An 11,717-nucleotide genomic window follows, 5' to 3' on the forward strand; every position below is an offset into this window, starting at 1 on the left:
GGGGGAAGGGCGACGATGAGCATTCAAGCACCGGAGCGCCTGGGCCCGTACCGGCTCGTCAGGAAGATCGGCGAGGGCGGCATGGGCGTCGTCCACCTCGGCCTCGACGGCGAGGGCCGCGAGGTCGCGATCAAGGTGCTGCACCCGCACGTGGCCGCCGACCTCAAGGCGCGCGACCGGCTCACCCGCGAGGTGGAGACCATGCGGCGGGTACGCAGCCCGTTCGTGGCCGAGGTCATCGACGCCGAGCTCGTGGGCGGCCAGCCGTACGTCGTGACGCGCTTCGCGCCCGGCCGCACGCTGGAGGACACCGTCCTGACCGACGGGCCGCTCCCGGCGCGCGAGGTGATCAAGCTCGCGCAGGGGCTGTGCCAGGCGCTGGTCGCCATCCACGCGGCCGACGTCATCCACCGCGACTTCAAGCCGTCCAACGTCATGCTGGTCAACGGCGAGCCGCTGGTCATCGACTTCGGCATCGCCCACCTGGTCAACGCGACCCGGCTGACGCAGACCGGCATGTTCGTCGGCACGCCCGGCTACCTCGCGCCCGAGATCATCCGCGACTCCGACATCACCCAGGCGGCCGACGTGCACGCGCTGGCCTCGACGGTGTTCTTCGCCGCGACCGGGGCGCCGCCGTTCGGCACGGGGACGTTCGAGTCGGTCTGCTTCAACATCATGGAAGGGCGGGCGCAGCTCGACAAGGCGCCGGCCTGGCTGCGCGGCTGGCTCGGCCGGGCCCTGCAGGTGGACGCGGCCGCCCGGCCCAGCGCCCAGGAGCTGCTGCGGACGGCCAGGGCCCTCGACCCGGCGGTGACGACGTTCAACGAGACCTCCTCGTTCGACGGGCCGACGGGCACCAAGCGCATGGGCGGCGGCACCCGGGTCATGGACAACGCCGGCTACTCCGACCTGCTGCCGCCGGTCGAGTACGCCAAGCCCCAGCCGCCCCCGCCCCCGCCGCCCCGGCAGCGCCGCGAGGAGGCCCCGCCCCGGCCGCGCCGCGAGGAGCGCCCCCGCCGCGAGGAGCGCCCGCCGCCCTACGTGCCGGCCCGGCCGCCCTACGCCGACCAGCGGGTCGCCGGCTATCCCGCGCCGCCGCCCCAGCAGCAGGCCAGGCCCTACACCCCGCCGGCCGCGCCCAGCCGCGGCACCCCGCCGGGCGAGCGCAAGCGCTACCTGTTCGGCGCGCAGCTCACCGGGCTGCTGCTGCTGGTGACGCTGGTGGCGGTGACCGTGATGATGCCCGTCATGGCGGGCGCGGTCGCGGTCGCGCTGGCGGTGGTGCTGCGCCTGGGCGAGTACCTGTTCGGCGACATGGTCAAGCGGCGGCAGATCCGCGGCAGCAGCGCGGCCGACCCGCTGCTGGCGGTGGTCGGCACGCCGTGGGCGCTGATCAAGTCGGCGCTGGTGTCGGCGGCGCAGGTGCCGCTGGCGCTGCTGTTCGGCGTGTGCGTGTGGGGGCTGCTCCGCTGGGGCGGCGGCATGGGCATCAACCAGGCGGCGGCGTACGCGGCCGGGGCGTTCGCGGCGGGGCTGTTCGTGCTGCCCGGCGGCGGCGCGCCGCGCAAGGCGGTCACCCGCTCGCTCACCGGCGTGCTGCGTACCCCGGGCGCGGCCCTGGTCGCGGTCGTGGTGGTGGGCACGGCGGCGCTGTTCGCGGTGATGTTCGCGCTGGGGCAGGATCCGGTGTGGTCGCCGTGGCGGGCGCCGAGCAAGGTCATCGACGAGCTGAGCAGCCAGGCCAGCCAGAGCGTGATGGGGCTGATCACCGGGCTGATCGGCAGCCTGATGGACGGCCTCGGCCTGGGCTTCCTGACCAACTGGTTCTGACCCCCTGCCCTGGATTGTCCCGAGTGCCCGGCGCGCTGGTTCTCTCCCCTTTGGCCCTCGCCTGCGTCGGGTGTCCGGGACCGCTCGCCGGGGGAGAGTAGAGGTATGAGCGAGCGCCTCGGCCCCTACGAACTCCTCTCGCGGCTGGGAGCGGGCGGCTTCGGCGAGGTGCACCTCGCGCTCGACGCGGACGGCCACACGGTCGCCGTCAAGGTGTTGCACCCGCACGTCGCGGCCGACACCGACGCCCTCGCCCGGCTGGCGCGCGAGGTGGAGATCATGCGCAGGGCCGGCGGGCCGCACGTGGCCGAGGTCCTGGACGCCTCCCTGGAGGGCGCCCGCCCCTACCTGGTGACCCGGTACGTCCAGGGCCGCCCGCTGAGCGCCGTCCCCGTACCGGTGCGCGACCTGCGCGGGCTGGCCGCCGGGCTGGCCGACGCGCTGCTGGCCATGCACGAGGCCGGGGTCGTCCACCGCGACCTCAAGCCCGCGAACGTGATCCTGGCCGACGGCGACCCCGTCGTCATCGACTTCGGCATCGCCAGCGCGCTGGACTCGCCGTCGGTGACCGCCCCGGGCGCGGTGGTGGGCACGCCCGGCTACCTCGCCCCCGAGGTGCTGGAGGGGCGGCAGGTGGGCATGGCGGCCGACGTGTTCTCCTTCGGCGCGACGCTGGCGTACGCGGCCACCGGGCGGCAGCCGTACGGGCTGGGCCCGGCCAGCGCGGTCGCCTACCGCGTCGTGCACCACCCGCCCGACCTGGAGGGCGTGCCCGACTGGCTGGCGCCGCTGTTACGCGAGTGCCTGGCGACCGATCCCGCCGCCCGGCCGACCGCCGCGCAGATCTGCGCCCGGCTGGGCGTGGAGCACGTCCCCGCCGTGCCGCGCGCCTTCCGCGCGCCGCCGCGGCCGGTGCCCGACGCGACCGTGACCATGGAGTGGCGGCCGGGCGACAGCCGGCACCGGCGCTCGGTGGAGGAGTCCAGGGCGCGGCACCGGGAGAAGGTACGCAGGCGGTGGGTGATCGGGTCGGGGCTGTTCGTGGCGCTGCTGGCGGCCGCGGCCCGGGGGCTGGCGCCGGAGGTGGCGCTGTTCCTGCTGGCGGCGTACGCGCTGGGCGTGGTGTCGGACGCGGGGGTCGCGCTGTTCACGCGCGGTCCCTACAGGCGCTCCCGCATGATCACGGATATGGTCAGTGTGGCGGGGGCCGTGGGTCTCTGCTTCGGGCTGGCGGCGGTGTTCAGCACCCTGACCCTGGCGCTGTTCGCCGGCACGGCGCTGGTCGTCGGGATCGTGTTCCTGCTGTCGGCCTGAGGACCGCCGGGCTCGGGGGCCGGTGCCGCGAACAGAATGAAGTTCGGTATGGTGGGGAGAGGAAGGCATGCGCGCTGCCCGAATCCCCCGCGGTTTGCGCGTAAGCTACCCGTGGGTAACATGACCGCGACAAGCCACCCTCTGCCGGAGGCCCGCCGGGCACCTGGCAGTCTGGACAGCATTGCATCCGGCGCCCACCGCAGCGACGCGGTGGCGCACGCGAAACGGGAGGTCGGCCACCGGCCATGAACATCGTCGTCTGCGTGAAGCAGGTCCCCGACACGGCGACCGAGCGCAAGCTGCGGTCCGATGACAAGACGCTCGACCGCGACGCCGCCGACGGCGTGGTCAACGAGCTGGACGAGTACGCGGTCGAGGAGGCGCTGAAGCTCAAGGAAGCGCACGGTGGCGAGGTCACCGTGCTGACCATGGGCCCCGGCAAGGCCACCGAGACCATCCGCAAGGCCCTGGCCATGGGCGCGGACAAGGCCGTGCACCTGAGCGACGAGGCCCTGCACGGCTCCGACGCCCTCGGCACCTCGTACGCGATGGCCCAGGTGCTCAAGAAGATCGGTTTCGACCTGGTCGTCCTCGGCGCCGAGTCCACCGACGCGCGGACCGGCGTGCTGGCCGCCATGCTGGCCGAGCGCCTCGGCACGCCGCAGCTCACGCTGGCCAACAAGGTCGAGGTCGAGGGCTCCTCGATCCGGATCCAGCGCCTCACCGACTACGGTTTCGACCGGGTCGAGGCCACGCTGCCGGCCGTCGTCTCCGTGGTGGAGAAGATCAACGAGCCGCGCTACCCGTCGTTCAAGGGCATCATGGCGGCCAAGAAGAAGCCGGTCGAGACGCTCGCCATCGGCGACGCCTCCATCGACGCCGGCCAGGTCGGCCTGGACGCGTCCTGGTCCGAGGTCGTCGACTTCGCCGCCGCCCCGCCGCGCGCGGCCGGCACGATCGTCAAGGACGAGGGCGACGGCGGCGCGAACGCCGCCGACTTCCTCGCGTCGAAGAAGTTCATCTGAGAACGGGGGCTTACTGAAATGTCGGAGATTCTCGTTCTCGTCGAGCAGGTCGAAGGCGAGGTCAAGAAGGTCACGCTGGAGCTGCTCACGCTGGCCCGCTCGCTCGGCACGCCGGCCGCCGTCTGGCTCGGCCCCGGCATCACCGCCGACGCCAAGGCCAGGCTGGCCGAGTACGGCGCCGAGAAGATCTACGTCGCCGGCTCCGAGGAGCTGGTCCAGTACCTGGTCGCGCCGAAGGCGGAGGCGCTGGCCCAGCTGATGGCCGACAAGTCGCCGGCCGCCGTGCTCGTGGCCGCCACGTCCGAGGGCAAGGAGATCGCCGGCCGCCTGGCCGTCAAGACCGACTCCGGCGTCATGACCGACGCCGTGGGCCTCGGCGAGGGCTTCGTGGCCGACCAGTCCATCTTCGGCGGCGGCATCAACGTGCAGGCGAGGGTCCGCAGGGGCACGCCCATCGTGGCCGTGCGCCCCAACTCCACCGCTCCCGTCCCCGCCGCCGGTGCCGGCGCCGAGGAGGAGGTCTCGCTCACGCTGTCGGAGGCCGCCAAGGGCGCGCGCGTGGTCGAGCGGGTCAAGCAGGAGAAGGGCGCCCGCCCCGAGCTGACGGAGGCCGCGATCGTGGTCTCGGGCGGCCGCGGCGTCGGCTCGGCCGAGAACTTCGCCGTCATCGAGGAGCTGGCCGACGCGCTGGGCGCCGCCGTGGGCGCCTCCAGGGCCGCGACGGACGCGGGCTGGTATCCGCACCAGTTCCAGGTCGGCCAGACGGGCAAGACGGTCTCGCCGCAGCTCTACATCGCGGCCGGCATCTCCGGGGCCATCCAGCACCGGGCGGGCATGCAGACCGCGAAGACGATCGTCGCCATCAACAAGGACCCCGAGGCGCCGATCTTCGAGCTGGCCGACTACGGCGTGGTGGGCGACCTCCACCAGGTGGTGCCGCAGCTCACCGAGGAAGTCAAGAAGCGCAAGTAACCGCGCTCCGCGCGCCGCGGACCAGGGGTGCCACCCTGGCCCGCGGCGCGCTGGTTTCCCGCCGGGGTGCCGCCCCCGGCCCGCCGGTTCCCCGCCGGGGTGCCGTCCCCGGCCCGCTGGTTTCCCGCCGGGGTCAGACCCGGCGCTCGTCCACGCCCACGGCGCCGACGCCGGTGCCGAGACGGCCGCAGACGCCCTGCGACTGCCCGGAGGCGCCCGGCCGGAGCGTGACCCACTCCCCGACGACGTCGGGCGCCCAGCCGCAGGTGACGACGGCCCGGAACCGCCAGAGCTGGCCCGTCGGATTCCGGCAGAACGCGATGCCGAGGTAGTTGTCGTTGTTGTGGACGAAGGTGTCGCAGTCGAGCACCGTGGCCGCCGAGGCCGGTGCGGTGAACCCGATCGACAGCAGCGCGGCGGCCCCGGCCGCCACCGCCGCGACCCGTAGTGTCCTGAACATTGCCCCTCCTGAGCCCGGTACGGGCGATCGCTTTACGTAGCCATCAGTATGCGGAGGATGACGGCGGCGGCGAAACTCATTTTTCGCGCCGCGCCCCGGCCTCGGCGGCGACCGCCTCGCGGACGGCGGGGGCGATCTCCTGGCCCCAGCGGGCCAGCGTGGTGGGATCGGGGGTGCCGTGGTCGGCGGCGAAGAGCATGAAGCCCGACGCGCCGTGCTCCAGCACCGCCCCGGTCAGCTCCTCGACCCACTGCTCCACGGAGCCGCCGAGCCAGCGGCCGTCGGGGTCGCGGGTGGCGGGCAGCGGCCGGTCGGTGACGCGGCCGGGGAAGTTGTAGATCGTACGGATCTCGCGCGGGTCGCGGCCCACGGCGGCCGCGGCCTCGTCGATGATCGGGCGCGAGGTCCGGTAGCGCTCGCTGAGCCAGTCGGCCGCGTGGCCGGGGATCCAGCCGTCGGCCACCCGGCCGGTGGCGGCCAGGGACTTCGGCCCGTTCGACCCGGTCCACACCGGCGGCGCGGGCACCGGGGCGGGCGCGATCCCGGTCACCTGGTAGTGGCGGCCCCGGTGGGTGACCGGAGGGCCGCCGCCCGACAGCTTCCTGACCAGGACGATCGCCTCCTCGAAGGCGTCCACGGCGTCGCCGGGCGACTGCCGGGGCACGCCCATGTCGGCGATGCGGTCCCACAGCCCGCCCGCGCCCATGCCCAGCACGACGCGGCCGCCGGCCAGCGCCGACAGCGAGGTCACGGTCCTGGCCAGCATGGGGGCGGGCCGGGTCGGCAGGTTGGTGACGTTGACGAAGCCGGAGATGCGCTCGGTGCGTCCGAGCAGGAAGCCGAGCGCGGCGTAGGCGTCCAGCCGCTCGCCGAAGTAGGGGTGGTCGGACACCGAGAAGAGGTCGAGCCCGTCCCGGTCGGCCTGCCGCACCGAGCGCAGCAGGGCGGGGAGGTCGTCGATGCCGGAGGGCGCGCCGAAGCCGAAGACGACGTCGGATGTGGACAAGGTTCCGCCTTTCGTGCTGCCGGGAGGCGGTGGCCCCGCCTCCGGCCCGGAAAGAAGGGTCGAAGTTCGTGTCACGAACAATATTAGTTCGTGACGCGAACTTCAACTCCGCGCGGGATCAGCGCGCGGCGTCCGGCTCCATGAAGACGGCGGGCACCTTGTTGTCCGCCACGACGCGGCCGAGCAGGGCGGCGAGCGTGTCGCGCTCCTGCGGGGAGAACCCCGAGGTCAGCTCCTCGATGCGGCGGCAGGTCCCGGTGTAGAACTCCTCGGCCAGCTTGGCGCCCCGCCTGGTGAGCGCCACCCGCACCGCGCGGGAGTCGTCGGGGTCGGGCCTGCGCTCGACCAGGCCGTTGCGCTCGCTGCGATCGACCAGGCCGGTCAGGCTCGACTTGGCCAGGCCGAGTATCGCGCCCAGCTCGCCCATGCCGTACGGCTGCGGCATCAGCACGCACAGGAGCTGGCCCTGCTGCTGGGTCAGGCCGTACTCGCGGGCGGCGTCGACGTAGACGGCGTTGACCAGGAACGTGGACCGGACCAGCGCGGCCACCGTCCCGATCGGACCCTCGGCTTGCTTGCTCACCGGCCCAGAATAACAAATTCGCAGGACGAACTACCGTTTCGCTAGGCGGGGGCGGGCCGGCCGGACCGGCGCGGGAGATTCCAGGCGAGGCCGACGGCCAGGCCGCTCAGCAGGGCGGGGCCGTGGAGGTCGCGCAGCCCCGTGAGGACCGCCGTGGCGGTCACCGGGACGGCGGTGAAGAGCCAGGAGGGGACGCGCTCGCGCTGGACCACGAGCTGGAACCCGGCGGCGGCCAGGGCGACCATGGCCACGACCCCCCAGGTGTCGAGGTCCGACAGGAGCCAGGCGCCGGAGATCACGGCGTAGAACGCGCCCACCGAGCGTTCCAGGCGGCCGGCGGAGGAGACGGCGAGGCCGGCGGCCAGGGCGCACAGGGCGATCGAGTTGCCCGCGCCCGGCCGGCCCAGCAGGTAGCCGGCCAGCTCCCCGGCCACCGCGCCGGCCGCGTACAGGACGAGCCAGCGCGGCCGGCCGAGCGCCCGCTCGGCGAGGTAGCCGAGCACGGCCAGGAACGCCAGGTTGAACAGCGTGCCGAGCGGGCCGCCGTCCTGGACCACCAGGGCCGTCACCAGCCGCCACCACTGGCCGGTGGCCGCGATCGCCGCCGGGTCGCGGGCCCAGGCGGGCTCCAGGCCCGGGAGCACGAACTGGAGCAGGCTGGGGACCGCCGTGATCGCGAGGACCACGGCGGTGAGGTACGGCTTGAAGGACACGCCACAGAGGGTCCCACAGGAGCCGGGCGAGCCCCAAGGGGGTCAGGCGGCCGCCTCGGCCGGCTCGCGCTCCCTGCTGCTCAGCGGCAGCGGGCGGACGGCCGCCGGCTCCTCGCCGGGAAGCAGGCGGGAGGCCAGGGTGATGAGCACGCCGAGGACGACGCCGATGGCCAGCGCGGCCCGCAGCGTGGTGGCGTCCGACAGGAAGCCGATCACCACCGGGCCCAGCAGCAGGCCCGCGTAGCCCATCGCGCCGGCCTGGGCGATCGCCGGGCCGGGGCTGGCGGTCGCGGTCCCGGCCAGGGACAGCGTCAGCGGCGAGATCGTCGCCACGCCGAGGCCGACGAAGAACATCGCGCCCACCGCCACCAGCGCCGCAGGGGCGAGCAGCACGACCGCGAAGAAGCCCGCCGTGGCCAGGCCGGAGACCGTGAGCATGCCGCGCACGCCGAACCTGGTCCGCAGCCGGTCGCCGGTCAGCCGGGCGATCAGCATGCCGGCCTCGAAGACCGGGTAGCCGAGCGCGGCCACGGCCTCGGGGGCGCCGAGCTCGTCGCGCATGTAGAGGCCGTTCCAGTCGGCGACCGTGCCCTCCACCATGAAGGCGAAGAACATGATGGCGCCGAGCAGGTAGACGATGGGCGGCAGGCGCCGGCGGCCGGTCGCGGCGGAGCGCCCGGCGGCGGGGGCCTCGGGCAGGTACGTCCGGCCGAGCGCCACCATGAGCGGGAGCGCGACCAGGCCGATCAGCGCCACGTTGGCGGTGAACGGCAGGCCGAGGGCGATCGACAGGCTGCCGAGGCCGCCCGCCGCGATCGCGCCGACGCACCAGCCGGCGTGCATGCCGTTCATCAGCGGCCGGCCGTACGCCTGCTCGACCGTGGAGCCCTGGGCGTTCATGGCCACGTCCACCATGCCGAAGGCCATGCCGAAGAACGCCACGGCCGCCATGAGCAGCGGCAGGTCGGGGGCGAAGGCCACGGCCACCAGGCCGAGCGCGGTCAGGGGGCCGCCGACCCGCAGGACCGTCCTGCTGCCCAGGCGGGCCATGACGCGGCGCATGCTCTGCATGGTCACCAGGGCGCCGAGGCCCCAGACCAGCAGGACGGCGCCGACCGTGGACTCGGACAGGCCGAGTTTGTCGGTCAGCGCCGGGATGCGCACGGTCATCGTGCCCACCATCAGGCCGGCAAGGACGAACGTGAGGACCGCCCCGTAACGGGCACTCCTCAAATTGCGGGTCATACGGCAACACCTCACACAGATTGCTATTTATGGGGATATTTCGGGCATCCAGGGGCGGCGTTCGGCCCGCACCCCGGCCGGGAGCCGGGGCGGGCGCACGCACGTGAGCCCCGCGCCGGACAGTGGCGACGACGGGGAGGGGTGACGGAAGGGGGTGCCCGGGAGGCGGGAACGAGAAGGGATCGCGGGAAATTCCTGAGGCTCGTGAGGCTCAGGAGGCCCGGATCAGGCGGCGGGCGGTTTGACCAGCGCCCGCAGGCGTTCCTCCAGGGCTCGGAGATCGGCCTCGGAGTTCAGCTCCGGGTCGTGGCTGGCGACGTCCCACAGCCCTTCGCAGGCGAGCCGGACGATCTGGGACGCCAGCGGGTCCGGCTCCTGCTCCAGCCCCTCGCGGTGCCAGCGGGTCATCGCCTCGCGCAGCGGCGCGAGCAGGAACAGGTCGCCCGACGCGCCCGTGACCACGGCCCATCGCCGCAACCGGCCCGAGCGCACGGCCACCAGGGTCGCCCCCAGGTAGCGCTCGGTGTAGGTGGCGTCGGGCTGGGCCGCCATGAGCTGGTCGAAGTCGTCGATCAGCCGCTCGACCATGCCCTTGATCAGGGCTTCCTTCGAGTTGAAGTGGTAGAGGAGCCCGCCCTTGCTGACACCGGCCCGGTCGGCCACCGCGGTGAGGGTGAGCGCGGCCGAGCCCTGGTCGCAGAGGATGGCCTCCGCCGCGTCCAAAAGCTCGTCCTTTCGCATGCCTCTACTGTACCGTCCGGACGGTACAGTCGCAAACGAGATACCCTGGGCGGGTGACCACACCGCCGGCCTATCTAGATCATGCGGCGACCACCCCCATGCTGCCCGAGGCGATCGAGGCCATGACCGAGCAGCTCAGGCGGGTCGGAAACCCCTCCTCGCTGCACGCGGCGGGCCGCCGGACGCGGCGCGTGGTCGAGGAGGCCCGCGAGTCGATCGCCGACGCGCTCGGCGCCCGGCCCAGCGAGGTGGTGTTCACCTCGGGCGGCACCGAGGCCGACAACCTCGCCATCAAGGGCCTCTACTGGGCGCGCCGGCCGCGGCGGCGGGTGCTGCTCAGCGCCATCGAGCACCACGCCGCGCTCGACCCCGCCCACTGGCTGGCCGAGAGCCAGGGCGCCGAGGTCGAGCTGCTGGAGGTCGACGAGCACGGCCGGCTCCACCCCGACACGCTGCGGGCCGCCGTCGAGCGCGACCCCGAGAACGTGGCCGTGATCAGCGTCATGTGGGCCAACAACGAGGTCGGCACCGTCCAGCCCGTCCACGTGCTGGCGGCCATCGCCCACGACCACGGCATCCCGTTCCACACCGACGCGGTGCAGGCGATCGGGCAGTTGCCGGTGTCGTTCGCCCGGTCGGGGGTCGACGCCCTCACCCTGACCGGGCACAAGGTCGGCGGCCCGACGGGGGCCGGCGCGCTGCTGCTGGCCAGGGGGGTGACCCCGGTGCCGGTGCTGCACGGCGGCGGCCAGGAGCGCGACGTGCGCTCGGGCACCCTCGACGCGCCCGCCGTCGCCGGGCTCGCCGCCGCGGTCCGCGCCGCCGTCGAGCAGCAGGAGGCCGTGGCCCGCCGGCTCACCGCGCTGCGCGACGAGCTCGTCGAACGCGTCCGCCTGGCCGTCCCCGACGTCGTGCTCAACGGTCACCCCACCGACCGGCTGCCCGGCAACGCCCACTTCTCCTTCCCCGGCTGCGAGGGCGACGCGCTGCTCATGCTGCTCGACGCCAAGGGCGTCGAGTGCTCCACCGGCTCGGCCTGCTCGGCGGGCGTGGCGCAGCCGTCGCACGTGCTGCTGGCCATGGGCGCCGACACGGCCGCGGCCAGGGGGTCGCTGCGCTTCTCGCTCGGCCACACCTCGACCGGCCATGACGTCGACCGCCTGATCGAGGTGCTGCCGGCCGCCGTCGAACGGGCGCGCCGGGCGGGCCTGAGCTGACGCCGCCCGCCGGGCCGGCCTGCCCTGGCCGCCGGGCCGGCCTGCGCCGCCCGCCGGTCGGGTCTGAGCCGGTGCGGCCTGCCGGTCGGGCCTGCGCTTGACGCCGCCCGCCGGCCCCGGGCCGGCTCAGGTGAGGGCCGTGGCGATCCAGTCGGCGAGGGCCGGCAGCCAGTCGGGCCGGGCGTTGCCCAGCAGGTGGTCGCCGTGCGGGACGCGCAGGTACCGGCCGCGCGGCGCCAGGCGGGCCAGCGGCTCGCCGCCGGTCACGCCGGGAATGACGTCCTGGCCGCCGTCCACCACCAGCAGCGGGCAGGCGATCCGGGCGGCGAGCGCCGACAGGTCCACCTGACCGGCGAAGCGGCGGGCCGCGTCCTCGCCGCCCGCGCGCTCGGCCAGGAGCCGCCGCACGGGCTCAGGCAGGGCGGGCCAGTCCAGGCGGAAGGGGCCGCTGACGGTGGCCGCGACCGCGACGCGCGGCTCGTGGGCGGCGCTCTCCGCGACGTAGTAACCGCCGAGGCTCAGCCCCACCAGGCCGACGCGCTCGGCGCCGAGCGAAGAAGGGCGCGATGCCCTGGATCTCGTTCCTGCGCAGGGCGGGCGCCCTGCGG

General features: G+C 74.2%; 12 protein-coding genes. 5 read left to right on the forward strand and 7 right to left on the reverse strand.

What is annotated here, in order from left to right:
- Positions 1-15: 15 nt before the first annotated feature.
- The 4 genes from AB0H75_RS48820 (at position 16) to AB0H75_RS48835 (ending at position 5,144) form a co-directional block, all read left to right on the forward strand.
- Complete coding sequence (locus AB0H75_RS48820; RefSeq protein WP_367808673.1) at positions 16-1,833, forward strand: serine/threonine-protein kinase; 1,818 nt, start codon at positions 16-18, stop codon at positions 1,831-1,833.
- A 105-nt stretch (positions 1,834-1,938) separates the two neighbouring features.
- Positions 1,939-3,147 carry a serine/threonine-protein kinase gene (locus AB0H75_RS48825; protein WP_367808675.1) on the forward strand — a complete coding sequence of 403 codons (1,209 nt, stop codon included), beginning with the start codon at positions 1,939-1,941 and terminating at the stop codon, positions 3,145-3,147.
- A 245-nt stretch (positions 3,148-3,392) separates the two neighbouring features.
- Positions 3,393-4,172 carry an electron transfer flavoprotein subunit beta gene (locus AB0H75_RS48830; RefSeq protein WP_367808677.1) on the forward strand — a complete coding sequence of 260 codons (780 nt, stop codon included), beginning with the start codon at positions 3,393-3,395 and terminating at the stop codon, positions 4,170-4,172.
- A gap of 18 nt (positions 4,173-4,190) precedes the next feature.
- The gene (locus AB0H75_RS48835) at positions 4,191-5,144 is read left to right on the forward strand and encodes an electron transfer flavoprotein subunit alpha/FixB family protein (RefSeq protein ID WP_367808679.1); all 954 of its coding nucleotides are present in this window, start codon (positions 4,191-4,193) and stop codon (positions 5,142-5,144) included.
- Between the two features lie 133 nt (positions 5,145-5,277).
- Here the strand turns inward: AB0H75_RS48835 and AB0H75_RS48840 are convergent, their stop codons facing one another.
- The 6 genes from AB0H75_RS48840 to AB0H75_RS48865 all read right to left on the reverse strand — a co-directional run bounded on the left by AB0H75_RS48840 (position 5,278) and on the right by AB0H75_RS48865 (position 9,892).
- Positions 5,278-5,604 carry a hypothetical protein gene (locus AB0H75_RS48840; RefSeq protein WP_367808681.1) on the reverse strand — a complete coding sequence of 109 codons (327 nt, stop codon included), beginning with the start codon at positions 5,602-5,604 and terminating at the stop codon, positions 5,278-5,280.
- Between the two features lie 76 nt (positions 5,605-5,680).
- Positions 5,681-6,610, reverse strand: coding sequence for an LLM class flavin-dependent oxidoreductase (locus AB0H75_RS48845; protein ID WP_367808683.1), 930 nt, complete (start codon positions 6,608-6,610; stop codon positions 5,681-5,683).
- A 118-nt stretch (positions 6,611-6,728) separates the two neighbouring features.
- Positions 6,729-7,193, reverse strand: a complete 465-nt coding sequence (locus AB0H75_RS48850) for a MarR family winged helix-turn-helix transcriptional regulator (protein WP_367808686.1) — start codon at positions 7,191-7,193, stop codon at positions 6,729-6,731.
- 41 nt (positions 7,194-7,234) lie between these two features.
- Positions 7,235-7,906, reverse strand: a complete 672-nt coding sequence (locus AB0H75_RS48855) for a rhomboid family intramembrane serine protease (RefSeq protein WP_367808688.1) — start codon at positions 7,904-7,906, stop codon at positions 7,235-7,237.
- Between the two features lie 42 nt (positions 7,907-7,948).
- A complete protein-coding gene (locus AB0H75_RS48860; RefSeq protein ID WP_367808691.1) occupies positions 7,949-9,151 on the reverse strand; it encodes an MFS transporter in 1,203 nt (400 codons plus the stop codon).
- Between the two features lie 225 nt (positions 9,152-9,376).
- Positions 9,377-9,892: a TetR/AcrR family transcriptional regulator gene (locus AB0H75_RS48865; RefSeq protein ID WP_367808693.1), complete on the reverse strand. Its 516-nt coding sequence runs from the start codon at positions 9,890-9,892 to the stop codon at positions 9,377-9,379.
- 53 nt (positions 9,893-9,945) lie between these two features.
- On the opposite strand from AB0H75_RS48865, the gene AB0H75_RS48870 reads away from it, so the two are divergent.
- Positions 9,946-11,109, forward strand: coding sequence for a cysteine desulfurase family protein (locus AB0H75_RS48870; protein ID WP_367808695.1), 1,164 nt, complete (start codon positions 9,946-9,948; stop codon positions 11,107-11,109).
- Between the two features lie 126 nt (positions 11,110-11,235).
- Here AB0H75_RS48870 and AB0H75_RS48875 read toward each other — a convergent pair.
- Positions 11,236-11,717: alpha/beta hydrolase family protein (locus tag AB0H75_RS48875; RefSeq protein ID WP_367808697.1), on the reverse strand; the 482-nt coding region annotated here is incomplete at its 5' end.

It is taken from the genome of Nonomuraea sp. NPDC050783 (genome assembly GCF_040802095.1).
Classification (GTDB): domain Bacteria; phylum Actinomycetota; class Actinomycetes; order Streptosporangiales; family Streptosporangiaceae; genus Nonomuraea.

Excerpts from the sequence above, each read along its gene's own strand:
- AB0H75_RS48825 (WP_367808675.1), top strand. The coding sequence starts at position 1,939 with ATGAGCGAGCGCCTCGGCCCCTACGAACTCCTCTCGCGGCTGGGAGCG.
- AB0H75_RS48860 (WP_367808691.1), bottom strand. The coding sequence starts at position 9,151 with ATGACCCGCAATTTGAGGAGTGCCCGTTACGGGGCGGTCCTCACGTTC.
- AB0H75_RS48865 (WP_367808693.1), bottom strand. The coding sequence starts at position 9,892 with ATGCGAAAGGACGAGCTTTTGGACGCGGCGGAGGCCATCCTCTGCGAC.
- AB0H75_RS48820 (WP_367808673.1), top strand. The coding sequence starts at position 16 with ATGAGCATTCAAGCACCGGAGCGCCTGGGCCCGTACCGGCTCGTCAGG.
- AB0H75_RS48830 (WP_367808677.1), top strand. The coding sequence starts at position 3,393 with ATGAACATCGTCGTCTGCGTGAAGCAGGTCCCCGACACGGCGACCGAG.
- AB0H75_RS48840 (WP_367808681.1), bottom strand. The coding sequence starts at position 5,604 with ATGTTCAGGACACTACGGGTCGCGGCGGTGGCGGCCGGGGCCGCCGCG.
- AB0H75_RS48835 (WP_367808679.1), top strand. The coding sequence starts at position 4,191 with ATGTCGGAGATTCTCGTTCTCGTCGAGCAGGTCGAAGGCGAGGTCAAG.